This window comes from Paraburkholderia fungorum (genome assembly GCF_046027215.1).
GTDB classification, from domain to species: domain Bacteria; phylum Pseudomonadota; class Gammaproteobacteria; order Burkholderiales; family Burkholderiaceae; genus Paraburkholderia; species Paraburkholderia fungorum_D.
The window spans coordinates 3,414,905-3,438,021 of record NZ_JAQQEN010000001.1 but is presented as its reverse complement, the minus strand read 5'-3'; the positions used below and the strand labels follow the sequence as shown (position 1 = coordinate 3,438,021).

The 23,117-nt window shown below is 61.5% G+C and carries 18 protein-coding genes and 3 tRNA genes; 17 read left to right on the top strand and 4 right to left on the bottom strand.

Annotated features, from left to right (window positions below):
• Nucleotides 1-6 precede the first annotated feature (6 nt).
• From PQR27_RS15255 to nagZ, 10 genes are all read left to right on the top strand, one after another.
• Nucleotides 7-1,515 carry a DegQ family serine endoprotease gene (locus PQR27_RS15255; RefSeq protein ID WP_408524438.1) on the top strand — a complete coding sequence of 503 codons (1,509 nt, stop codon included), beginning with the start codon at nt 7-9 and terminating at the stop codon, nt 1,513-1,515.
• A gap of 2 nt (nt 1,516-1,517) precedes the next feature.
• Complete coding sequence (locus tag PQR27_RS15250; protein WP_408524437.1) at nt 1,518-1,787, top strand: glutaredoxin family protein; 270 nt, start codon at nt 1,518-1,520, stop codon at nt 1,785-1,787.
• Between the two features lie 271 nt (nt 1,788-2,058).
• Nucleotides 2,059-3,852 (top strand): translation elongation factor 4, encoded by a 1,794-nt coding sequence (lepA, locus tag PQR27_RS15245; RefSeq protein ID WP_408524436.1) that lies wholly within the window; start codon nt 2,059-2,061, stop codon nt 3,850-3,852.
• Nucleotides 3,853-3,870: 18 nt separating this feature from the next.
• On the top strand, nt 3,871-4,764 hold the full coding sequence (gene lepB, locus PQR27_RS15240) for a signal peptidase I (protein ID WP_408524435.1): 894 nt from the start codon (nt 3,871-3,873) through the stop codon (nt 4,762-4,764).
• A gap of 175 nt (nt 4,765-4,939) precedes the next feature.
• Nucleotides 4,940-6,100, top strand: coding sequence for a ribonuclease III (gene rnc / locus PQR27_RS15235; RefSeq protein ID WP_408524434.1), 1,161 nt, complete (start codon nt 4,940-4,942; stop codon nt 6,098-6,100).
• A 50-nt stretch (nt 6,101-6,150) separates the two neighbouring features.
• On the top strand, nt 6,151-7,050 hold the full coding sequence (gene era, locus PQR27_RS15230) for a GTPase Era (protein ID WP_408524433.1): 900 nt from the start codon (nt 6,151-6,153) through the stop codon (nt 7,048-7,050).
• Nucleotides 7,037-7,948, top strand: coding sequence for a DNA repair protein RecO (recO, locus tag PQR27_RS15225; protein ID WP_408524432.1), 912 nt, complete (start codon nt 7,037-7,039; stop codon nt 7,946-7,948). Before era ends, recO begins: the two co-directional genes overlap by 14 nt.
• Complete coding sequence (gene pdxJ, locus PQR27_RS15220) at nt 7,945-8,709, top strand: pyridoxine 5'-phosphate synthase (RefSeq protein ID WP_408524431.1); 765 nt, start codon at nt 7,945-7,947, stop codon at nt 8,707-8,709. The genes recO and pdxJ overlap by 4 nt, the downstream gene beginning before the upstream one ends.
• 15 nt (nt 8,710-8,724) lie before the next feature.
• Nucleotides 8,725-9,219 carry a holo-ACP synthase gene (gene acpS / locus PQR27_RS15215; RefSeq protein ID WP_408524430.1) on the top strand — a complete coding sequence of 165 codons (495 nt, stop codon included), beginning with the start codon at nt 8,725-8,727 and terminating at the stop codon, nt 9,217-9,219.
• Nucleotides 9,220-9,289: 70 nt separating this feature from the next.
• Nucleotides 9,290-10,318, top strand: coding sequence for a beta-N-acetylhexosaminidase (nagZ, locus tag PQR27_RS15210; RefSeq protein WP_408524429.1), 1,029 nt, complete (start codon nt 9,290-9,292; stop codon nt 10,316-10,318).
• 75 nt (nt 10,319-10,393) lie between these two features.
• On the opposite strand, the gene PQR27_RS15205 is transcribed toward nagZ, so the two are convergent.
• From PQR27_RS15205 to earP, 4 genes are all read right to left on the bottom strand, one after another.
• Nucleotides 10,394-11,776 (bottom strand): sigma-54-dependent transcriptional regulator, encoded by a 1,383-nt coding sequence (locus tag PQR27_RS15205; protein WP_408524428.1) that lies wholly within the window; start codon nt 11,774-11,776, stop codon nt 10,394-10,396.
• 322 nt (nt 11,777-12,098) lie between these two features.
• Complete coding sequence (locus PQR27_RS15200) at nt 12,099-12,305, bottom strand: CsbD family protein (protein ID WP_408524427.1); 207 nt, start codon at nt 12,303-12,305, stop codon at nt 12,099-12,101.
• A gap of 288 nt (nt 12,306-12,593) precedes the next feature.
• Complete coding sequence (efp, locus tag PQR27_RS15195) at nt 12,594-13,151, bottom strand: elongation factor P (RefSeq protein WP_408524426.1); 558 nt, start codon at nt 13,149-13,151, stop codon at nt 12,594-12,596.
• A 390-nt stretch (nt 13,152-13,541) separates the two neighbouring features.
• The gene (gene earP / locus PQR27_RS15190) at nt 13,542-14,735 is read right to left on the bottom strand and encodes an elongation factor P maturation arginine rhamnosyltransferase EarP (RefSeq protein WP_408524425.1); all 1,194 of its coding nucleotides are present in this window, start codon (nt 14,733-14,735) and stop codon (nt 13,542-13,544) included.
• A 1,294-nt stretch (nt 14,736-16,029) separates the two neighbouring features.
• Here earP and ltrA point away from each other — a divergent pair.
• The 7 genes from ltrA to PQR27_RS15155 all read left to right on the top strand — a co-directional run bounded on the left by ltrA (nt 16,030) and on the right by PQR27_RS15155 (nt 22,832).
• Nucleotides 16,030-17,730, top strand: a complete 1,701-nt coding sequence (gene ltrA, locus PQR27_RS15185; RefSeq protein ID WP_408524424.1) for a group II intron reverse transcriptase/maturase — start codon at nt 16,030-16,032, stop codon at nt 17,728-17,730.
• 190 nt (nt 17,731-17,920) lie between these two features.
• The gene (gene uvrC / locus PQR27_RS15180; protein WP_408524423.1) at nt 17,921-20,098 is read left to right on the top strand and encodes an excinuclease ABC subunit UvrC; all 2,178 of its coding nucleotides are present in this window, start codon (nt 17,921-17,923) and stop codon (nt 20,096-20,098) included.
• Nucleotides 20,099-20,242: 144 nt separating this feature from the next.
• The gene (gene pgsA / locus PQR27_RS15175) at nt 20,243-20,836 is read left to right on the top strand and encodes a CDP-diacylglycerol--glycerol-3-phosphate 3-phosphatidyltransferase (RefSeq protein WP_408524422.1); all 594 of its coding nucleotides are present in this window, start codon (nt 20,243-20,245) and stop codon (nt 20,834-20,836) included.
• Between the two features lie 206 nt (nt 20,837-21,042).
• A tRNA-Gly gene (locus PQR27_RS15170) sits at nt 21,043-21,118 on the top strand.
• 62 nt (nt 21,119-21,180) lie between these two features.
• Nucleotides 21,181-21,256, top strand: a tRNA-Gly gene (locus tag PQR27_RS15165).
• Nucleotides 21,257-21,360: 104 nt separating this feature from the next.
• A tRNA-Cys gene (locus PQR27_RS15160) sits at nt 21,361-21,434 on the top strand.
• A 546-nt stretch (nt 21,435-21,980) separates the two neighbouring features.
• Nucleotides 21,981-22,832, top strand: coding sequence for a hypothetical protein (locus PQR27_RS15155; RefSeq protein WP_408524421.1), 852 nt, complete (start codon nt 21,981-21,983; stop codon nt 22,830-22,832).
• Nucleotides 22,833-23,117: the final 285 nt, after the last annotated feature.

Here is a 23,117-nt window from a genome sequence, read left to right as displayed (position 1 = left end):
TACGATATGACGACTTTCTCGGTACGCAAATTCCTCGCGGCCGCGGTGGTAGCGGCGTGTTTGCCGCTCGTACCGCATATGGCGTCGGCGGCTCCCGCAGCCAATCTTCCCGACTTCACCGACCTGGTCGACAAGGTCGGTCCAGCGGTCGTCAACATTCGCACGACCACCCGTGTGTCGAACAGCGGCGCGCGCGGCGGTCTGCCGCCGGGCATGGACGACGGCGACATGTCCGAGTTTTTCCGCCGCTTCTTCGGCATTCCGTTGCCGCAGTCGCCGCAATCGCCCGGTTCGCCGCGCGGCGGTGATAACGGCGGCAGTGGCGGCAGCCAGGACACGCCGGATAACACCGACCCCGAACAGAATAGCGGCGTCGGCTCTGGTTTCATCCTGTCGGCCGACGGCTACGTGATGACCAACGCGCACGTCGTCGACGACGCGGACACCATCTACGTCACGCTCACCGACAAGCGCGAATTCAAGGCGAAACTCGTCGGCGTCGATGATCGTACCGACGTCGCGGTCGTGAAGATCAGCGCCGCCAATCTGCCGACCATCACCATCGGCGATTCGAACAAGGTGCGCGTCGGCGAGTGGGTGGTCGCGATAGGTTCGCCGTTCGGTCTCGAGAACACCGTGACCGCCGGTATCGTCAGCGCGAAAGGGCGTGACACGGGCGACTACCTGCCGTTCATCCAGACCGACGTGGCTGTGAATCCGGGTAACTCGGGCGGTCCGCTGATCAATATGCAGGGCGAAGTGATCGGCATCAATTCGCAGATTTACAGCCGTACCGGCGGGTTCATGGGTATCTCGTTCGCGATTCCGATCGACGAAGCCATGCGCGTAGCCGATCAGCTCAAAGCCTCGGGCAAGGTCGTGCGCGGCCGGATCGCGGTGGCGATTGGTGAAGTGACTAAAGACGTGGCCGATTCGCTTGGCTTGCCAAAGGCGCAGGGCGCGCTGGTTAGCAGCGTCGAGCCAGGCGGCCCGGCGGATAAGGCCGGCGTGCAGCCGGGCGACATCATCCTGAAGTTCAACGGTCACCCGGTCGAAACCGCAACGGATTTGCCGCGCATGGTCGGCGACACGAAGCCTGGCACCAAGTCGACGATTACGATCTGGCGCAAGGGTCAGACTCGCGATCTGCCGGTCACGATCGCGGAGATGCAACCGGACAAGACCGCCAAGGCGGACGAAAAGAAGGCGCCGGTGCCGAAGCAACGCGCAACGAACGTGCTGGGTCTCGCCGTCAGCGATATTCCTGCCGATCAACTGAAGGCGCTCAAGCTGCGTGGCGGCGTGCAGGTGGACGCGGCTGACGGTCCGGCGGCTCGTGTGGGTCTGCAAAAGGGCGACATCGTGCTGCGCGTCGGCGATACGGATATCACGAGCGCAAAGCAGTTCGACGATGTGACCTCGCATCTCGATTCGCAGAAAATGGTCGCACTGCTGGTTCGCCGCGGCGAGAACACGCAGTTCGTGCCGGTGCGCCCGCGCAGCGCGCAGAAATAGGCATGGTGGCGCCACTCACACCGCCGCTCACCCTTTATGGGCGTGCGTGGTGCCACCTGTGCGAGGACATGCGCGAGGCGCTCGAGCCGTTGCTGGCCGAATTCGGCGCGCAAGTCGAGATGATCGACGTCGACGCCGATCCCTTGCTGGAAGCCCGTTACAACGAATGGGTTCCGGTTCTGGTCTGCGACGGCGTCGAGCTGTGTCACTATCACCTTGACGCCGCGCGGGTTCGTACCGCGCTCGCCGCACGTGTGGCGCCGGCGCCCTAGGGACCTTCGGCGCGCTCCAGATGCCCGAACGCCGGGCGCTGTTCACGCGCTGTTCACCTTACGTTTCACGCCTCTCCTGTCGCCCAGAGTTGGCGCTTCAGCGCTTACTCTGGTCCCATGCATGTTAGTTGCTGAGCCGTCTTTTCCGCCCGGTCCTCGCAAGATGCGCCGGGCGATAGCCTTTTCGGCTAAAATAGATAGGTTTTTCACCTACTTACAAGGCGTGCTCCGCTATTGTCCGAGCGCGCCTTTTTCGCTTGATCGGTACTGAATGGATCATATTCGTAACTTCTCGATCATTGCGCACATCGACCATGGCAAGTCGACGCTCGCCGATCGCATCATCCAGATTTGCGGCGGCTTGTCCGACCGCGAGATGGAAGCTCAAGTGCTCGACTCGATGGATCTCGAGCGCGAGCGCGGCATTACCATCAAGGCACAGACCGCCGCACTGACGTACAAGGCCCGTGACGGGCAGATCTACAACCTGAACATGATCGACACGCCGGGCCACGTCGACTTCTCGTATGAAGTCAGCCGCTCGCTGTCCGCATGCGAAGGCGCGCTGCTGGTCGTCGATGCGAGTCAGGGTGTTGAGGCGCAGACGGTGGCCAACTGCTACACGGCAATCGAACTCGGCGTCGACGTGATTCCGGTGCTCAACAAGATCGACTTGCCGGCTGCAAATCCCGAGAACGCCATCGAAGAAATCGAAGACGTGATCGGTATCGACGCAACCGACGCCACGCGTTGCAGCGCCAAGACCGGCCTCGGCGTGGAAGACGTGCTCGAGGCGCTGATCGCCAAAGTGCCGCCGCCCAAGGGCGATCCGGCAGCGCCGCTGCAGGCGTTGATCATCGATTCGTGGTTCGACAACTACGTCGGCGTTGTGATGCTGGTGCGTATCGTCAACGGCACGCTGCGTCCGAAAGACAAGATCCGCATGATGGCGACCGACGCGCAGTACCCGGTCGAGCATATCGGCGTGTTCACGCCGAAGTCGAAGAATCTCGAATCGCTGTCTGCTGGGCAAGTGGGCTTCATCATCGCCGGCATCAAGGAGTTGGCTGCCGCGAAGGTGGGTGACACCGTCACGCTGGTGAATCGTCCGGCCGCCGAGCCGCTGCCGGGCTTCAAGGAAGTGAAGCCGCAGGTGTTCGCCGGTCTCTATCCGGTCGAAGCGAACCAGTACGATGCGTTGCGCGACTCGCTGGAAAAGCTGAAGCTGAACGACGCCTCGCTGATGTACGAACCGGAAGTCTCGCAGGCGCTTGGTTTCGGTTTCCGCTGTGGCTTCCTGGGTCTGCTGCACATGGAGATCGTGCAGGAACGTCTCGAGCGCGAGTTCGACATGGACCTGATCACCACGGCGCCGACCGTGGTGTATGAAGTCCTGCAGCGCGACGGCACGACCATCATGGTCGAGAATCCGGCCAAGATGCCGGAGCCGTCGAAGATCGAAGAAGTGCGTGAGCCGATCGTCACCGTGAATCTGTACATGCCGCAAGACTACGTCGGCTCGGTGATCACGCTGTGCACGCAAAAGCGCGGCACGCAGATCAACATGCAGTACCACGGTCGTCAGGTGCAGTTGACCTACGAAATCCCAATGGGCGAAGTCGTGCTCGATTTCTTTGATCGTCTGAAGTCGATCTCGCGCGGTTACGCGTCGATGGATTACGAGTTCAAGGAATATCGCGCGGCAGATGTCGTGAAAGTCGACATGCTGATCAACGGCGACAAGGTGGATGCACTGTCCGTGATCGTGCACCGCGCACAGAGCCAGTATCGCGGCCGCGAAGTGGCGGCGAAGATGCGCGAACTGATTCCGCGTCAAATGTACGACGTAGCCATTCAGGCCACGATCGGTTCGAACATTATCGCGCGCGAGAACATTAAAGCGTTGCGTAAGAACGTGCTGGCAAAATGCTACGGCGGCGATATTAGCCGTAAGAAGAAGCTGCTGGAAAAGCAAAAGGCAGGCAAGAAGCGAATGAAGCAGGTCGGGTCCGTCGAGATTCCGCAAGAGGCTTTCCTCGCGATTCTGCGTGTCGAAGACAAATAAGACGAACAACGGAACCCTATGAATTTTGCGCTGATTCTTTTTGTGCTCGTCATTTTGACGGGCGTCGCATGGGTCGCAGACAAACTGGTTTTCATGCCGCAACGCCGGCGCGCGGCAGAAGCCGCGGTCGCTGAGTTCGACCGCCAGCAAACGCGCGTGGGCGAGCGTTTCGCCGACGAAAACGCGGCGCAAACGCGGGCCCGTCTGCGTGACGACAAGCTCCGCCAACCGTGGTGGCTCGAGTATTCGGCGAGCTTTTTCCCGGTGATTCTGGTGGTGTTCGTGGTGCGCTCATTCGTGGTTGAGCCGTTCAAGATCCCGTCGGGTTCGATGGTGCCGACGCTGCTGGTCGGCGACTTCATCCTCGTCAATAAATTCGACTACGGTATCCGTCTGCCGATCACCAACACCAAGATCACAGAAGGCCGTCCGCTTGAACGCGGCGACGTGGTGGTGTTCCGCTACCCGAAAGACGAATCGGTCGACTACATCAAGCGCGTGATCGGCCTGCCGGGCGACACCGTCGCCTATCAGGACAAGCAGCTGACGATCAACGGCAAGCCGGTGCCGGAAACGCCGCTGCCGGATTACCTCGACGAAGAACGTCTGGGTTACGCCAAGCAGTTCGAAGAAGATCTCGACGGCCGCAAGAACGCGATTCTGAACAACCCGGCGGTGCCGCCGTTCATTGTCGGTGCTGAAGATTATCCGTATCGCGATAACTGCACGTACAACGCACGCGGCGTGATCTGCAAAGTGCCGCCGGGCAACTACTTCATGATGGGCGACAACCGCGACAACAGCGCGGATAGCCGCTACTGGGGTTTCGCGCCGGACAAGAATATTGTCGGCCGCGCGTTTTTCATCTGGATGAACTTCAGCAATCTGAAACGCATCGGCTCATTCCACTGAGCACGCATGCATTGATTGCACAGCACGCCGCGCGGGTGGCCCACACTGAGGCCACATCAGTCGCGGCGTGTTATCACGCTACTTTAAGAACTCGCGGTAACGTCGCTTCACCACGCTTTTTCCGCTGGCCGTCCCGCGTTTTCGCCGGGGCAGGCGCCCGCGTTATACTCTGCCCATGCCCCTATCTCCGTTGGAAAGCCGTCTGCGCTACGAATTTCGCAATGCGGAATTGCTGCGCCAGGCTTTAACGCACCGCAGTCACAGTTCCACGCATAACGAACGGCTCGAGTTTCTTGGCGATTCCGTCCTAAATTGCGCGGTGGCTGCGCTTTTGTTCCAACGTTTCGGGAAACTGGACGAAGGGGATCTGTCACGCGTTCGCGCCAATCTCGTCAAACAGCAGTCCCTTTACGAAATTGCTCAGGCCCTGAATATTTCCGAGGGCCTGCGGCTGGGCGAGGGCGAACTGCGCAGCGGCGGGTTCCGGCGTCCCTCGATCCTCGCTGACACGCTTGAGGCCGTGCTGGGTGCAGTGTTCCTCGACGGTGGCTTTGACGCCGCCCAGACGGTGATCAAGCGGCTCTACGTGCCGATTCTCGATCATATCGACCCGCGCACACTCGGCAAGGACGCCAAGACGCTGCTGCAGGAATACCTGCAGGGCCACAAGATCGCGCTGCCCACTTACACGGTTGTCGCGACTCATGGTGCGGCGCACAATCAGCAATTCGAAGTCGAATGCACGGTGCCGAAGCTGGACGTGAAAGTGTCCGGGTCGGGCGCCAGCCGTCGCGCGGCGGAGCAGGCGGCCGCCAAGAAGGCGCTCGACGAAGTGATGGCCGCGGCGCCTGCCGTGGTCGCCAAACCGAAGCGCTCCAAAGGCGCCCGTGCCGCGAAGAATGCCGAGCCAGAGATCGTGCCTGGCGTGACCGGTGTGCAGGCCGCGCTCGATTTGCGCAGCCCGGATCGCAAGCATGAGCGCGGAGCAGGGCGCGGCGAAACGCGCGCAGCGGCGGCGGAACCCGCAGCCGATCGTGCCACCGAACGCCCGGTACCGGCCCCAACAGCCGCGCCGCTGGCGGTGATTCGCGCCGCGCACGTTGCCCACAGTGGCGAGAACAAGTCTGCTGACAAGCCGGCCGAGAAAGTCGACGCCAAACTTGCTGACGTGAAGCCTGAAGGCGTCGCCGTGCGTGGTGTCGACAAACATCGCGCCCGCGAAACCACACCAGGTGCAGTGGTGCCCGCGCCTGGCGCGCCGGCCGCCGCACAGACCGAACACGAACCCGGCGTAGCCGACGCGGTGCAAACACGCGTCGCCGATGCGGGCCATTGATGCCATCGGCGCGTTTTCCGCGCGCCGATCTGAACTGCCGTAGCCCGAATATGAACGCTCCCACTCCCACTGGTTTTCGCTGCGGCATGGTCGCGATCGTCGGCCGCCCGAATGTCGGCAAGTCAACGCTGATGAACGCGCTGGTCGGCCAGAAAGTCAGTATCACTTCGCGCAAGGCGCAGACTACGCGCCACCGCATCACCGGCATTCACACGCTTGATGACGCGCAATACATTTTCGTCGACACGCCGGGTTTCCAGACCAAGCACAGCGGCGCGCTGAACCGTTCGCTCAATCGCGCGGTCACGTCCACGCTGACATCGGTCGACGCGATCCTGTTCGTGATCGAGGCCGGCCGCTTCGGTCCGGACGATCAGAAGGTGCTCGACCTGATTCCGCCGTCGGTGCCTACGCTGCTGATCGCCAACAAGCTAGATCGCGTGTCGGATAAGGATTCGCTATTCCCGTTCATGCAGCAGGTGAGTGCGCTGCGTCAGTTCAACGAGATCGTGCCGCTGTCGGCGAAGCACCCGGACGACGTCAAGCGTCTGATGGAGACGGTCAAGCCGTTCCTGCCGGAAGGCGCGCCGATCTATGGCGAAGACGACCTGACCGATCGCAGCGAGCGGTTTCTCGCCGCCGAGATCCTGCGCGAAAAAGTATTCCGCTGGACCGGCGACGAATTGCCGTACACGAGCACCGTGCTGATCGACAAGTTCGAAACCGAAGGACGTCTGCGCCGCATTTTCGCCACCATCATGGTGGAGCGCGACACGCACAAGGCGATGATCATCGGCCAGAAGGGCGCGAAGCTGAAGCAGATCAGTACCGAGGCGCGCCTCGACATGGAAAAGCTGTTCGACGGTCCGGTCTATCTGGAAACCTTCATCAAGGTGAAGAGCGGCTGGGCCGACAACGAAGCCGGACTCCGCGCGTATGGGTACGAATGACGCGTGGATGACGCTGAATTCCGACGCTGACCCGGACGACCCGGAGCCGGCCGCACCGGCACGCGAGCCGTCCAAACCGGCTCGTACGACTAAAAAAACTTCCAGCAAAAGCGCCCAGGGCGCTGAAGGCGAGCCGCGCAAAATGCCGGTGCGCCGTGCGCCGCGCACCTCCGCCTCCGCCTCCGACTACCGGATCGCGGAGCAACCTGCCTTTGTCCTGCATAGTTACCCGTACCGCGAGACCAGTCTGATCATCGACGTGCTCTCGCGCGATCACGGCCGTCTCGCGCTCGTCGCGAAGGGCGCGAAGCGTCCGCACTCCGCGCTGCGCGGCGTGTTGCAGACGTTTCAGCCGCTGGCGCTCTCGTGGTCGGGCAAATCCGAAGTGCGCACGCTGACCGGCGCCGAATGGGTCGGCGGCATGTTGCCGCTGGCGGGCGACGCGCTGCTGTGCGGCTTCTACGTCAACGAACTGCTGGTCAAGTTCTGTGCGCGCGAAGACCCGCATCCCCAGTTGTTCCATCACTACGTGGTCACGATGACGCGTCTCGCGCACGACGAACCGCCCGTGCAGGTGCTGCGCTCGTTCGAGCGCGTGCTGCTGCGCGAAACCGGCTATGCGATGGCGCTCGACCGCACGATCGCGCGCCGGGCGGTGCTGGCTGACGGCCGTTATGTGTTCGATCCGGAGCGCGGCGTGCGTGAAGCATCCGCCGATCTGCCCGCGCAATGGCCGGTGATTGCCGGACAGACCTTGCTCGATATGGAAAAGGACGATTACCATCGAGCGCAGACCGTGGCGCAAAGCAAGACGCTGATGCGCTTTCTGCTCAACACTTACCTTGGCGGCACGCCGCTCGCGACGCGCCAGATCCTGATCGACTTGCAGAACCTATGAGCTTCTTTCTTACGTCGCCGACTGTCATTGACCTGGGCGTGAACATCGATCACGTCGCCACGCTGCGCAATGCGCGCGGCACGTCTTATCCCGATCCGATCCGCGCCGCATTGCAGGCTGAAGAGGCGGGTGCCGACGTCATCACGCTGCACTTACGCGAAGACCGTCGCCATATCGTCGACGCCGACGTGCGCAAGCTGCGGCCTCTGCTCAAAACCCGCATGAACCTCGAATGCGCCGTCACCCAGGAGATGCTCGATATCGCCTGCGAAGTGCAGCCGCATGACGTGTGCCTCGTGCCGGAAAAGCGTCAGGAACTGACCACCGAAGGCGGCCTCGATGTCGCCGGTCAGTTCGAAGCCGTGCGCGCCGCCTGCAAGCAGCTCGCCGAAGCGAATTCGCGTGTGTCGCTCTTCATCGATCCGGACGAAACGCAGATCCGCGCCGCGCACGAGGCCGGCGCGCCGGTAATCGAGCTGCACACGGGCCGTTATGCCGAAGCGCACGATCCCGCCGAACAGCAGCGCGAATATGAGCGCGTGGTCCACGCCGTCGAATTCGGTGCGACGCTCGGCATCAAGGTGAATGCCGGTCACGGCCTGCATTACACCAACGTCCAGCAGATTGCCGCGATCGAGGGCATCGTCGAGCTGAATATCGGTCACGCGATCGTCGCGCATGCGATCTTCGCCGGCTGGGACAACGCAGTGCGTGAGATGAAGGCGATCATGGTCGCCGCGCGTCTCGCCGCACGCGCGTAACGCCGCGGCGCCGAGATGGCGATCTACGGCATCGGCACCGACATCGTTCAGGTCAGTCGCGTGGCCGCGGTGATGACACGTACGAACGGCCGATTTGCCGAAAAGGTGCTCGGGGCGGACGAACTACGTGTCTATCACGCGCGCACGGCACGCTCCGCGGCGCGCGGCCTCGCGTTTCTCGCCACACGTTTCTCGGCGAAAGAAGCGTTTTCCAAGGCGATCGGCCTCGGTATGCGCTGGCCGATGACCTGGCGCGCGTTGCAAACGCTCAACAAGCCGAGCGGTGAACCGATGGTGGTGGCTTCCGGCGAGCTGGCCGAATGGCTCGACGCGCGCGGCATCACGGCGCGCGTCACGATCAGCGATGAGCGCGACTACGCCGTGTCGTTCGTCATCGCCGAAACAGCAGAAGCGGCGGAAGCGACCGCGGCGGTGGAACCTTCGGGCGCGGCGGTGGCTCAAGCGTCGCCAACGCCGGACGCCCCGTACGCCCCCGCGGCTGATGAATAAAAAATAGTGTGAACGCGGCGCGGGCCGGCCGTGTCTGTCTTTGCCCAAAGCTTTCTTCTAGCGGAATTCGATGAAAACCACTCCCGGACCGGTGATGCTCGACGTGGTCGGCAAAACGCTGAACGACGACGACAAGCGCCGCCTCGCCCATCCCATGACCGGCGGCGTGATCCTGTTCGCGCGCCACTACGAGAGCCGCGCGCAACTGATCGCGCTGACCGATTCGATCCGCGCGATCCGCGAGGATCTGCTGATTGCCGTCGATCACGAGGGCGGCCGCGTGCAGCGTTTCCGCACGGACGGCTTCACGGTGCTGCCGGCGATGGGCAAGCTCGGCGCGCTGTGGGACAGCGACGTACTGCATGCCACCAAGGTGACCACCGCAGTCGGCTATATCCTCGCGGCGGAACTGCGCGCGTGTGGCATCGACCTGAGCTTCACGCCGGTGCTCGATCTGAACTACGGGCAATCGCAGGTGATCGGCGACCGCTCGTTCCATAGCGATCCGCGCGTCGTGGCCTTGCTGGCGAAGAGCCTCAACCATGGTCTGGCGCTGGCCGGCATGAGCAATTGCGGCAAGCATTTCCCGGGGCACGGCTTCGCGCACGCGGACTCGCACATCGCGATGCCGGTCGACGACCGGACGCTCGACGAAATTCTGCGCGACGACGTGGCGCCGTATGACTGGCTCGGTTTGTCGCTCGGGGCAGTGCTGCCCGCTCACGTGGTGTATCCGCAAATTGACTCGAAGCCTGCGGGTTTTTCGCGCGTCTGGTTGCAGGACATTCTGCGCACGAAACTGCGCTTCGAGGGCGCGATTTTCAGCGACGATCTTTCGATGGAAGCCGCGCGCCAGGGCGGCACGTTGACCGAAGGCGCGACGGCGGCGTTGCAAGCCGGTTGCGACATGGTCCTGATCTGCAATCAACCGGACGAAGCGGGGAAGGTGCTCGACGCGCTGCGCTTCACGCCGTCGAAGGAGTCGCGGCAACGCATCAGGCGCATGCGGCCGCGTGGCAAGGCGCTCAAGTGGAGCAAGCTCGTTGCGGATCCGCAGTATTTGCAAGCCCAGGCGTTGCTGCGTAGCGTGTTTGCCTGAACGATCTCTCGGCACGCAGAAGCAGCATGAAAAAACGGCGCCCCGAAGGCGCCGTTTTTCGCTTTACTGCCGCGCTCAGTTCAAACGCATCCGTTGCAGCTTGTTATAAAGCGTCTTCGGACTGATCCCCAGCAACGACGCCGCGCGATGGCGCGTACCGCCGACGGCATCGAGCGTCGCGCGAATCAGCATTTCTTCCACATCGGCGAGCGGTGTGCCGACTGTCACCTGCACACGGCTGCCGTTCAGATCGCGGCCGTTCACCGAACCCGTTTCGTCCGCGCGCAACGTTTCCAGCACATCGCCCGAGGCGTGATAGGCGCGCCGCACGCGCTCCTGCAATTCGCGCACATTGCCCGGCCATTCGTACGTCAGACATTCGCGCAGGAAGTTCGGGCCCACCTGCTTGGCCGTTTCCGCCGTTGCGCGTGTGCTGGCTTCCTGATTCAATTCGTCGACAGTCGCGAGAGCGATCAGCGCCGCGTCGTCACCGCGTTCGCGCAGCGGCGGTAGCGTGAGCGCCGCGGCTTCGAGGCGTAACGCGAGGTCTTCATGCAGGCTGCCGTCGGCAACTGCCGCGCGCGGTATCTTGCGCGTGGAGGCAATCAGCCGGAAGTCGGTCACGACCTGATGCGTGCCGCCGACCCGCATGAAGGTCTGCGAATCGAGCGCGCGCAGCAGAGCCTCTTGCTGGGCCCGTGGCAGTTCGGCGATTTCGTCGATGAACAGGGTGCCACCGCTCGCCTGCTCGAACAGACCCGATTCGCGCTGCTCGGCGCCGTTGAAGGCGCCGCGCTCATGGCCGAATAGCAGGCTGTCGAGCGAGCCTTGCGCGGCAAGGCTTGTCGCGCTCCGGCAATCGAGCGTCACGAACGGCCCCTTACGGCGGCGGCTCATGTCGTGCAGCGTGCGTGCCGCGATCTGCTTGCCGGTGCCGGCTTCGCCGGCGATCAGTACCGCGGCTTCGGTCGGCGCAACATGTTCGATCGTGTCGTACACATGCTGAATCGCACCGCCGCGGCCGAGCATCGAGCCAAAGCGTCCCAGCCGACGCAGCGACGCACGCAGTGTCTGGACTTCTTCGGTCAGTTCGTACGGACGCGGAATGCGCGCCAGCAGGCTGCGCAGGCGCGGAATATTGACCGGCTTGAGCAGATAGTCCCAGATGCCGTGCCGCAAACCTTCAATCGCGCTCTCGACCGTTGCATTGCCGGTCATCACAATCACCGGCAATGCGCCGCCGGGCGGATGCGCGGGCAGATGCTGCAACAGATCGAGCCCGCTGCCGTCCGGCAGATTCAGGTCGACCAGCACGACGTCGGGGATGAAACGCGTCAGCGCGGCCCGGGCCTCGGCGATCGTCGTCGCGGTGTCGACGGAGAAACCGTCAGCGGCGAGGATGGCGGACAGACCGGACAGGCTATTGGGATCGTCTTCAACAATCAGGGCGTGTGGCATAGCGAGCGCAATTTTCTTGGATGAATGGAATACTCGTTTCGCAGCGCCGTTATTCCGGCGCGCAGCACGAGCGCGATGGCTGGCCGATACTGTCGGTCGAACGCCGAGGCTCGTGCGCAACATGTGTCCGGGCGGCGCGGCAACGGCCGGCCAGCTGGCATGAATGCGGCGCGCGATTGTCCAGACGGCCTACGGCGGTTCGACTCATATAGTTCTGGTCCTTTGCGGTGCAGCGGGACGTCCGGCCTGACCAACGTAACGGCAGTGACGACAACGTCGTAACGGGTCGGCGAGGACGCCTGTACTTCCTTCATTCGGGCGGTCAGAAATCCCGGTTGCTGTCGAAGAAGCGCCGGACTTCGAGTTCCGCCTGCTCGCGGGTCTTGCCATAACGCTCCTGGATCAGCCCGGCGAGCTTGTCGGCGCGGCCTTCGGCCTTGGCCAATTCGTCGTCTGTCAATTCGCCCCATGCCGTTTTTGCCTTGCCGAGCATCTGCTTCCACTTGCCTTCAGCGATGTCGTTATTCATGGCGCATCTCCGGAGTTGATGAGAATAAAAGCCATCAGGCTCATGTACCTTCTCGAAGCATGGACCGTGCCAAAGGCATTTACTTAAACTTATCAATGATTTGACGAATGGGAAGTCAGGCGCCAGGTCACGCAGGCTGGCATTTTTGCGAAGCCTGCCGGTAAAGATTTCCTCCACCATACACGGCGGCGCAAAAAAGAAAAAGCGCCCAATTTGGGCGCTTTTTTAACGACTTTTTTCTTCGCCGCGCCGCCGGTGCTGTGGCGCGGGAATCAGTCTGGCAGGCGCTTACGCGCGGCTGCGGTACTCGTGCGTACGGGTGTCGATTTCGATCTTGTCGCCGATGCTGCAGAAAAGCGGCACTTGCAGTTCGAAGCCGGTATTCAGCTTGGCGTTCTTCAACACCTTGCCCGACGACGTATCGCCCTTGACAGCCGGTTCCGTATAGATGATTTCGCGGACCAGCGTGGTCGGCAGTTCGACCGAGATGGCTTTCTCGTTGTAAAACACGACTTCGCAAGCCATGCCGTCTTCGAGGTAATGGAGGGCGTCGCCCATCATTTCGCCTTCGACTTCGAACTGGTTGTAGTCGGCGTCCATGAACACGTACATCGGGTCAGCGAAGTACGAGTACGTCACTTCCTTGCGTTCCAGCACCACGACGTCGAACTTGTCGTCTGCCTTGTACACGCTTTCCATGCCTGCGCCGGTCAGCAGGTTCTTGAACTTCATCTTGACGACGGCGGAGTTGCGGCCCGATTTGTTGTATTCGGCCTTTTGCACGACCATTGCGTCGCTGCCGATCATTACGACGTTACCGGTGCGGAGTTCCTGTGCGGTCTTCATAAAACTGTCCTGTACGAAATAAGTAGCTTCAACTTTTGCTCAACGGCATACGGCGCAAGCGGCTTCGGCGCTTCTCGCACAGTGGCGCCACGCCTGATGGGAGCGGTTGGGCCGGGAAATATGCGTGAAGCGTGGCCGGCTTGCCGCGGTGACCCACGGCGGAGCTGCAAATCTGTAGCCCCTGCAATCCGTTACCTGCTTTTTACCCTGTGCGGGCGTGTACACGAGTGGCGCCGATGAACAGCATGCGCCCCTTTTTTGACATTTCTGCCAACTCACCCGTCACTCATGTACTGATTGAGAACGGATGGCGCATCGTTCGATGCGGGTTCGCCGGGGTGTACTGCTGCAATCGGGCCGCGCTTGCGTCGTCGGCCGTTGGATAACCGCTTATTTTAACTGACTTTTTGCGAACAAGGCCAGATTTCCGGCGAGGTCGCCGACCTGGGCCAGTTCGGCTGCCCATTTGGCCGCGCGTTGCTTCAAAGCAGCGCGGTGCCGCTGCAAATCCGCCCAGTCGGCTTGACCGACGCCGTTCCACGCATGCCAGAAGCGCGCGAGGGCGTCCCGCGCGTCGGCGGACAAAGTGTGGGCATAGTGGGCGAGCGCGGCGTCGAGCTTCGGCAGATGGGCGTCGTCGGCCTGCGGGTAGATGTGCCAGACAAATGGCCTCGCGGCCCATTGCGCGCGTACGAACGAATCTTCGCCGCGAACGAAATTGAAGTCGCTCGCCCACAGAAGCGCGTCGTAGCCGGGCTGCTCGGTGAATGCGAGCGCGTGGGCGCTCAGGCTGCCGCGCGCGGCATGCGAGCCGGCGGCGAACGAGGGCAGACGGAAAAAGCGCGCGAGGGCGCCCGAAATGCGGCCCTCCGGTACCAGCAACACCACCGGCTCGGCGCTATCGCGCCATTGTTCAAGCAGGCTGTCGACGGCGGGGTTCTCGTAGGCGAACAGCGAGACGACGGTGGCTTCAGCAGGCGGCGGCGCGCGGCCGGTGGTTTTCAGCCACCAGGCCTCGCGCGCCGGTTGCGACGCCTCGAAAGCCGCTCGCGAGGCGTCCAGCTGCGATTCCTTCAGTACGCCGCCGGTGCCGGGGCCGAGTCCCGGGAAAAAGAAGGTCTTGGTCAGCGGGTAGTGTGGATGCGGCGACGGCCGCAGATGGAAATCCGCGACCCAGTCTTCCGCGCTCAGATATTCGAGGTTGATCCACGCCGGCTTGCGCTCGCGCCGCGCCATCGCCGCGATGTAGATTGGCGGCAACTCGCACGCGAAGGCTTCGATCACCACATCGGCCACTTCCAGCGTCTCGCCGGCGTGGGTCGGCTCATGCCAGTGTTCGATGACGATGCCGCCGATCGCCTGGCGCGCCCGATCCGGCACGAGCGATGGGCACAGCTTCTGGAATGCGTGCAGATCGTCGACGAACACCCGCACCTGCCAGCCGTGCTCGCTGGCCAGTTGGCGCGCGAGTCGCCAGCACACGCCGATGTCGCCGAAATTGTCGATCACGGCGCAAAAGATATCGCAAGCGATCGCCGTGGGCGCGCCGACGGGTTGCGTGGAGGGGGGCGTGGCGGAGGACATGGTGGCCTGGGTTGCGGGGTCGAACGAGGGCGCGGTCCGGTAAGCGAGCGGCGAAGCTTCACCGGGTGACGCGCACCGGGTGACGCCGCCGCATGGGGTGATTCCATGCGGCAGGGTTCGAACCCACGCGGAATGTTCTAAACTGGCGATTCTAGTGCGACACGCACGCTCGTGTCCGGGTAGCCCCAACGTAAGGGGCATCGACTAGCGGCAAAGGAGGCGTCTATATGAGCCTAACCAGTCGCGAAGATATCACGCGGAGCATCGGGAAGGGGCGCGAGTCCCTCGACGCAACTGCTCAGAAGCGGGGTATCTCTTTTAGCGAAGCGAGAGCCGGTAGAGGTCTGCCGGGTCTCGTTCATACGAGTCTCGGTAGAGCACATTCTCCGAGAGCTCGCATTGCATTGACCTGATTACCGTCAGGTTCCGCCCCGTCAGCGGCTTCACCTCCGCCGACAGGGTGGAGTGATGTATGTAATTCCTGCGCCGTCAGCGGCAATGGATTCGCGAACCGATACGAGCGAAAGCTCGGTGTGTCATTGTTTGGCCTCGTCAGTTGTACGGCGAGGATAGTGAACCTGCTGTACGACCAGCAGTAGCCTAAGAAGACATGCGTCACTGGTAACGGTGGGGTGTGAAGCTCTTCTGACAATGTAGCCTCCGGATGTTTCGGGCAGGCCGTTCCCGCGAGGGATTGGTCTGGACACTCCTAGCAGCAAAGGGGTCGAGGAGCTAGGCTGGCCGATAGGGTTAACGTATGTGAACTGCTGATAAACCTCGTTACCAGTGAGGAGCCAAAGCTGCTTGAACACCGGGCTCTAACCAAAAGGTACGTGGCTGGTTAGTCCACTTAGAATTTGGGCTACGTCGTTGTTAAGCCACCGGGGGATAGGCAGAACCTACGTCGGTCGTGTGACATGCCGGGAACGTGGTAAGCCTGTATGGTTGCCAGCGCAGTGAGGCTGGCAGGCGAACCGCAAGGGACGCTGTTGATTGTGCAGGTATGGGATGACGGAGAAAGCGAATGCCGGGCTGTAACGGTCCGGATAGGGGTTGAGACATTACCCCACGCGATAAGCGGGCAGACTTCCGTCTGGTCTACCGTCGCAAGGCGGCTGACTACCCTCAGCAACTTGGTCAGGTGCGAGCGCATGCGTTCGTACTGAGGTGTTTGTCCGAGATAGGGGCGCATGCGCTCCTGTTTAGGTGTCTGTTGTTCCCCAGCGGGGTGTGTCTGCCCCTCTGGGGGAGATGCGCCTTCTGCTTGGGGACTTCTTCCAAGTAGGAGAGCAGCATGAAAGTATCTGGTCGAAAGACCGGGTCTGCGCTTTCCCACGCGCCGGACAATTGGCACGCCATCGATTGGCGTCGAGTTGAACGGAACGTGAGAGGGATGCAGATTCGAATTGCGAAGGCGACGCGGGAACGTGACTGGCGCAGGGTGAAAGCTCTGCAACGGATGCTGACTCGCACGTTGTCCGCGAAGCTGTATGCGGTACGACGTGTTACGCAGAACCAGGGTGCGCGCACGGCGGGAGTCGATCGCGAACTGTGGGACTCGCCTGAGAGCCGATGGGAAGCCATCGGTGGGTTGAAGCGGCGCGGATACAAGCCTCTGCCATTACGGAGAGTCTTTATCCCCAAAGCCAATGGAAAGGAGCGCCCTCTGGGCATCCCGACCATGCGGGACAGGGCGATGCAGGCCCTCTATCTGCTGGCTTTGGAGCCGGTGTCGGAATCGACGAGCGACCCGAACTCTTATGGGTTCAGGATAAACCGTTCGACGGCTGATGCTATGGGTCAGGTACGCGCTTGCACGTCCCGGAAGGATTCGTCCCGATGGGTACTGGAAGCGGATATCAAAGGCTGCTTTGACCACATCAACCACGACTGGCTGGAGAACCATGTCCCCATAGACAGGGAGATTCTCCGGAAGTGGTTGAAGGCTGGCCTGATTTACAAGGGTCAGCTACAGGCGACTGAGGCCGGTACGCCTCAGGGAGGGATAATCTCCCCGACGCTGGCAAATGTGACGCTGAACGGGCTGGAGCGTGAACTGGTTGCGCACCTCGGTGCGAAATTCGGGATCGTCAAGGCTAAGAAGTTGAAGGTCAATGTGGTGCGATATGCGGATGACTTCGTGATTACCGGCGACTCGAAAGAGATACTGGAAAGCGTGGTCAGACCTTGGGTGGAAGCGTTCCTTGCGGTTCGGGGGCTGCAACTGTCGGAGGCGAAAACGCGGATTACCCATATTGACGACGGCTTCGATTTCCTTGGGTGGAATTTTCGGAAGTACTCGGGAAAACTGCTCATCAAGCCGAGCAAGAAGAACGCGCAAGCGTTCTATCGCAAGGTGGCGGAAACGATCAGCGGCAACAAAACGGCAAAGCAGGGGGATCTAATCCAACTGCTGAACCCGATGTTGCGCGGATGGGCGCAGTACCACCGTCCGGTCTCGGCCAAGCAGACGTACAGCCGCATGGAGCATCTGATTTTTCGGAAGCTCTGGCGGTGGTCGAAGCGGAGGCACCCGCAAAAGAGCGCTGTGTGGGTGAAACAGAAGTATTTTCACTCTATCGGTGCCCGGCACTGGGTGTTTGCGGTTCGTACAGAACGCGAAGACGGCAGTTGGGGGCTGAATGAGCTATACCAGCTTAGCGGTATGGCTATCAAACGGCACACGAGGATCAAGGGCGAGTTCAATCCTTTTGATCCGACGTGGGAGCAATATGGCGAAACCCTGCGGCAGGGGCGCATGTGGGAACAAATGCGCTACCGAAAGCAGTGGGCGACGCTGTATATGTCACAAGGCGGGTTATGCGCGCATTGTGGCTGTGCGCTGACGGACGAAACCGGCTGGCACGACCATCATCTGGAGTATCGGATGCATGGTGGTACCGACGCTCTGTCCAACCGGGTGCTGCTCCATCCGCACTGCCACCAGCAAGTGCACATTGGTAAGCTGGTTGTAACTAAGCCGGTTCTGTCGTAGACAGAACTTTGTTTGTAGATTTGAGCCGTATGCGGGGAAACTCGCACGTACGGTTCTCGGGGGGCCCGGCTTTCGTAAGAAAGTCGGGCTACCCGACAAGCACTCGCCAGCCGTTTCGCGTGTCAGCGATCGGTGAGGTGCGCCGCGCGGGCCAACGCTTCGCGACACTGTCCCAGCCAACTGATTCTGCATGACCGAACCCGAAGCAATCGACGCTTTCGAGCCGAAAAAAGTGCTCGCCCAATTGCCGCATCTGCCCGGTGTCTATCGCTATTACGATACGCACGGCACGGTGCTCTACGTGGGCAAGGCACGCGACCTCAAGAAGCGCGTGTCGAGCTACTTCACGAAGACGCTGCTCTCGCCGCGTATCGCGATGATGGTGACGCGCATTGCGCGCATCGAAACGACTGTCACGCGCTCCGAGGCCGAAGCGCTACTGCTCGAAAACAATCTGATCAAGGCGCTGGCGCCGCGTTACAACATTCTGTTTCGCGACGACAAGTCGTATCCGTATCTGAAGCTGACGGGCCACAAGTTTCCGCGCATGGCGTATTACCGTGGCTCGGTGGATCGCAAGAATCAGTACTTCGGGCCGTTTCCGAGCGCGTGGGCCGTACGCGAGAGCATCCAGATCCTGCAACGCGTATTCCAGCTGCGAACCTGCGAAGACTCCGTGTTCAACAATCGCACGCGTCCGTGCCTGTTGCATCAGATCGGCCGCTGCACCGCGCCGTGCGTCGCGGCCATCAGCGAAGAAGACTACGCGCGCGATGTCGCCAACGCGTCACGTTTTCTGCTCGGTCGGCAGGGCGAGGTCATGAAGGAACTCGAGCAGAAAATGCATGCGTTCGCAAGCGAGCTGAAGTTCGAGCAGGCGGCGGCGGTGCGCAACCAGATGAGTTCGCTCTCGACGGTGCTGCATCAGCAGGCGATCGAAGTCGGCAGCGATAGCGACGTCGACATTCTCGCCGTGGTGGCGCTCGGCGGGCGCGTGTGCGTGAACCTCGCGATGGTGCGCGGCGGCCGGCATCTCGGCGACAAGGCGTATTTCCCGGCACATGTGGAAAGCGCGTTGACCGCGGACGAAGGTGGGCTCGAAGAGGACGGTGACCCTGTTCTGGTCGACGTGGCCACCGCTGCCGATTCGACGGCGCAACAAACCGGTGCCGGCGGATCGTCCGATACTGCCGACGCGCTCGCCATCGCGCAGGATCTGCCGCCGGAAGATGACGACCAGGATGCCGCGCTCGATTCAGACGCTGACGCTGACGCGGACGCCGCCGAACCCGCCAAGCCGCGCAAAGGCCGCGCCACGGGCGGCATCGAGTCGGAAGTCCTCGAGGCGTTCATCGCACAGCATTACCTGGGCAATCGCGTGCCGCCGGTGCTGGTAGTCAGCCACGCGCCGGCAACGCGTGAACTGGTCGACGTACTGATCGAGCAGGCTGGCCACAAGGTGACAGTGCTGCGGCAGCCGCAAGGCCAGCGGCGCGCCTGGCTCGCGATGGCCGAGCAGAACGCGCGGCTCGCACTCGCGCGCCTCCTGTCCGAGCAAGGCTCGCAGCAGGCCCGCACACGCGCGCTGACCGACACGCTCGGCATGGAGTGCGACGACCTCGCGCATCTGCGGATCGAGTGCTTCGACATCAGCCACACGATGGGCGAGGCGACGCAGGCGTCGTGCGTGGTCTATCACCATCACAAGATGCAGTCGTCCGAATATCGTCGCTACAACATCACCGGCATTACGCCCGGCGACGACTACGCGGCGATGCGTCAGGTGCTCACGCGCCGCTACGAGAAGATGGTCGCGCAGGCCGCCGCGAATGCCGCCGACGAAGCCGCGGAACTGCAAACCGATGCAGCCGCCGATCCCTCGCTCACACCCGATGCCGCGGAGCCCGCGGCGGCGGGCGGTATCCTGCCGACTATCGTATTGATCGACGGCGGCAAGGGCCAGGTCGAAATCGCGCGGCAAGTGTTCACGGAACTGGGTCTCGATACTGGGATGCTGGTCGGCGTCGCGAAGGGCGAGGGGCGCAAGGTCGGCCTCGAGACGTTGATTTTTGCCGACCACCGCGCACCGCTCGAACTCGGCAAGGAAAGCGCGGCGCTGATGCTGGTCGCGCAGATTCGCGACGAGGCGCACCGTTTTGCCATCACCGGCATGCGCGCGAAACGCGCCAAAACGCGGCAGACCTCGCGGCTCGAAGAGCTTGAGGGCGTGGGCGCGAAGCGGCGTCAGCGGCTGCTCGCGCGCTTCGGCGGCCTGCGTGGCGTGGTTGCTGCGAGCGTTGAAGATCTCGCGAGTGTCGAGGGGATTTCGCAGGCGCTCGCCGAGCAGATCTACCGGCAATTGCACTGATTGCAAAGGCGCCGGTCGCGTGGCGGCGCGCGGTGGTGCCTCCCGTCCGCGGCGCATGCGCCGGGCCCCGCGCGCCGCTTTGCTTGTGGCAGGCCTTGTGACACGGCACAATTGCATCTCCCTTGTCAGACGCTGCGCCTGCCCATGCCGTTTAATTTTCCGATTTTCCTGACTTGGCTGCGGATCGTCCTGATTCCGCTCGTCGTCGGTGTGTTCTATCTGCCCGACATGATGATGAGCCCCGCGCACCGCAACGTGGCGGCCGCGTCGATCTTCATTCTGGCCGCGCTTACCGACTGGTTTGACGGCTTCCTCGCCCGCAAATGGAATCAGACCTCGGCGTTCGGCGCGTTTCTCGATCCGGTCGCCGACAAGCTGATGGTGACGGCCGCGCTGCTGGTGCTGGTGCAACTCGCGCGAATCGATTCCGCGATTGCGCTGGTGATTGTCGGACGTGAAATCGCGATCTCGGCGCTGCGCGAGTGGATGGCGCAGATCGGCGCATCGAAGAGCGTCGCAGTGAATTCGCTCGGCAAGTTCAAGACCGTTTGTCAGATGGTCGCGATTCCGATGCTGCTGTTCTATGGCCCGTTGCCGTTCGGTGGCGGCGTTTCGGTCGATACGCGCGTGTGGGGCCTGTGGCTCATCTACCTGGCAGCCGTCCTGACGATCTGGTCAATGCTTTACTACATGAAACTTGCGTGGCCGCAGATCCGCGAGCGGGGCGGCGTGGCGTGAGTGAATGGCGGGTGGAGGGAGCCTGCAACGTAGTGAAATCCGTTCAGTTCAAGAGATTCGCAAAAGGGGTTGACACGTTTCGGGCGTTTCTCCATAATCTCGTTTCTCCGATGCACGCAGTTCGAAGCGTCGGTGGCAGTAGCAGTGAAATGGCAGCAGTTAGTGGGTAGAAAGCGGGTAAAAAGCAAGAACAAAGCAGCAAATATGCGGGAGTAGCTCAGTTGGTAGAGCGCAACCTTGCCAAGGTTGAGGTCGCGAGTTCGAGCCTCGTCTCCCGCTCCAGTTTTTGAAGCAGCGCGTTGTTTGGCTTAGTAAAAGTGCAAGGCGTTGTGAAGTAGTGCAATGCGGGAGTAGCTCAGTTGGTAGAGCGCAACCTTGCCAAGGTTGAGGTCGCGAGTTCGAGCCTCGTCTCCCGCTCCATACACAAGGGGAAGCAACGCTTCCCTTTTTGTTTGATGGGCTGGTTGTCCAGATCGCCCACCAGACAAACCTGCGAATCTGAAGCTAGGTTCCAGTCCGCTTGCGGCGCGATAGCAAAGCGGTTATGCAGCGGCCTGCAAAGCCGTTTAGGCCGGTTCGACTCCGGCTCGCGCCTCCAGTAGTTGATGTAAAGAAAAGCCCCGATATGTCGGGGCTTTTCTTTTTTGTGCGCCAGCTTCGCGCGAAGCAGTGTGTTGTACTGCCGCTGTCCGTCAATCGAGTTCGTGAGAACGCCAACAGCGCTGTTCCTGAACAAACTCGTCCGGCGAGGCAGCAATCGGGTCAGGCCTGCTATCGGCACGTTGCTGTCAGCGGAGCGGAGCGAGGTACGGTCACGGGTTTGCCGTCGGCCACCAGATAGTTTTTTTGCGCATTCCGCCCTGCGTCGCGCATCCGGATTTGCGGAGCAAACGTGTCCGCATAGGCGGCGACACTCTCGTACTTCTTTTGGGCGTCGCTCAGGTTCGACGTATTTGCACTGGATCCGCAGTGCTCCGAAGAGCCTCCGCCGCCTGCCGATAAAGGACGCTTGCATGTGCAGCCAGAAGTGCATGTTTATTTACTAAATACTCTTAATTCACTTTCATTTTTTTGCTTATATCTTTCAATTTTATTTTTGTTGATTTCACAAAGCCCAGAATGAAGTATTGATCCGCGGAAGTTTATGGCCGATCAGGTACAGTATCCGGCGCGCGTTACGCTTATTGGAAAATCCTTTTGCCAAGGGATTCAATCACATCCGGCGTGCGTCAAAACCCTTACTACTACAACGCTTAGACCAATGAAAAGAAACCTGATCGCTGCGGTATTGTTTGCCATGGGGTTACCGGTGCTGGCAATGGCGCAATCGGCGCCGTCGCCCGCCATTAAAAGCGGGGATACATGGACCTACGTGACTACGTTTGAAAAAGCGCCTTCAATCTGGCGCCAGACGCACGACGAAGTGACGGTCTTGCGTGCGACACCGGCCCACATTTATTACGCGTCAAAGCAGGCGGGTTCGACTCAGCCGCCTAACGAATTGATCGCGGGCGCCGACTGGAGCCGCGCACGCAATGTGAATGGCGCGGACGTGGTCGTCAACCGGCCCTTTGTTTTCCCGCTATCGCCGGGCAAAACCTGGAACCTGGACTACACGGAGCAGCATCCGAATAAAGCGTTCGCCTCAGAAAAGTGGAACGCTCAATATCGGGTGGCGGAGTTTGAAACCGTCGAGGTGCCGGCGGGGAAATTCCAGGCGATCAAAGTCGAAGCGGAAGGCACGTGGGTCGCTGAACTCGAACCGACGCAAACCGTCACTCAAGCGGTGCAGACCCAGCAGGGCGACACGGCCATGATTACCCACGCACAGAAAACGGGCCCGGTTCAGGTTACCGGCCGTACCTATAAAGCGTTCTGGTATGTGCCCGAGATTGGCCGCTGGGTGAAGTCAGTCGAAGAGTATTACGGCAGTAATGGCGTGCGAAATGAACGCTATACGAGCGAACTGGAGTCGTTTAAAAGAAGCGGCAACTGATTGGGTCGTGATTTCCGCACTTGCCCGGCATGTCCATTCAACTTCTTGAACACCGGGCCTTCTATCTGCGCATGATGTACCTGCTATGCCTCGCCGGCGCCATCCGGGCGCATCTGCAAGTGGCGCTGGCTCACGTTCTCTGGTGAGGCTACGGCGGCGATGCGCCGCTCACGCGAATCTACCGGACCGTGCTGTTCTTCATCGATCCGCCGACCGCGCTACTCTTGATAGTCAGGCCGCGAGCATGACTGATCCTATGTGTGACCGTGACCGTAATCGTGCCGG

Bases quoted from the DNA above. Each gene is read 5' to 3' on its own strand.
- ltrA (WP_408524424.1), top strand. From the start codon at position 16,030: ATGAAAGTATCTGGTCGAAAGACCGGGTCTGCGCTTTCCCACGCGCCG.
- PQR27_RS15155 (WP_408524421.1), top strand. From the start codon at position 21,981: ATGGCCGATCAGGTACAGTATCCGGCGCGCGTTACGCTTATTGGAAAA.
- lepB (WP_408524435.1), top strand. From the start codon at position 3,871: ATGAATTTTGCGCTGATTCTTTTTGTGCTCGTCATTTTGACGGGCGTC.
- rnc (WP_408524434.1), top strand. From the start codon at position 4,940: ATGCCCCTATCTCCGTTGGAAAGCCGTCTGCGCTACGAATTTCGCAAT.
- pgsA (WP_408524422.1), top strand. From the start codon at position 20,243: ATGCCGTTTAATTTTCCGATTTTCCTGACTTGGCTGCGGATCGTCCTG.
- pdxJ (WP_408524431.1), top strand. From the start codon at position 7,945: ATGAGCTTCTTTCTTACGTCGCCGACTGTCATTGACCTGGGCGTGAAC.
- PQR27_RS15250 (WP_408524437.1), top strand. From the start codon at position 1,518: ATGGTGGCGCCACTCACACCGCCGCTCACCCTTTATGGGCGTGCGTGG.
- lepA (WP_408524436.1), top strand. From the start codon at position 2,059: ATGGATCATATTCGTAACTTCTCGATCATTGCGCACATCGACCATGGC.
- uvrC (WP_408524423.1), top strand. From the start codon at position 17,921: ATGACCGAACCCGAAGCAATCGACGCTTTCGAGCCGAAAAAAGTGCTC.
- era (WP_408524433.1), top strand. From the start codon at position 6,151: ATGAACGCTCCCACTCCCACTGGTTTTCGCTGCGGCATGGTCGCGATC.
- recO (WP_408524432.1), top strand. From the start codon at position 7,037: ATGGGTACGAATGACGCGTGGATGACGCTGAATTCCGACGCTGACCCG.
- PQR27_RS15200 (WP_408524427.1), bottom strand. From the start codon at position 12,305: ATGAATAACGACATCGCTGAAGGCAAGTGGAAGCAGATGCTCGGCAAG.
- earP (WP_408524425.1), bottom strand. From the start codon at position 14,735: ATGTCCTCCGCCACGCCCCCCTCCACGCAACCCGTCGGCGCGCCCACG.
- efp (WP_408524426.1), bottom strand. From the start codon at position 13,151: ATGAAGACCGCACAGGAACTCCGCACCGGTAACGTCGTAATGATCGGC.
- PQR27_RS15205 (WP_408524428.1), bottom strand. From the start codon at position 11,776: ATGCCACACGCCCTGATTGTTGAAGACGATCCCAATAGCCTGTCCGGT.
- nagZ (WP_408524429.1), top strand. From the start codon at position 9,290: ATGAAAACCACTCCCGGACCGGTGATGCTCGACGTGGTCGGCAAAACG.
- acpS (WP_408524430.1), top strand. From the start codon at position 8,725: ATGGCGATCTACGGCATCGGCACCGACATCGTTCAGGTCAGTCGCGTG.
- PQR27_RS15255 (WP_408524438.1), top strand. From the start codon at position 7: ATGACGACTTTCTCGGTACGCAAATTCCTCGCGGCCGCGGTGGTAGCG.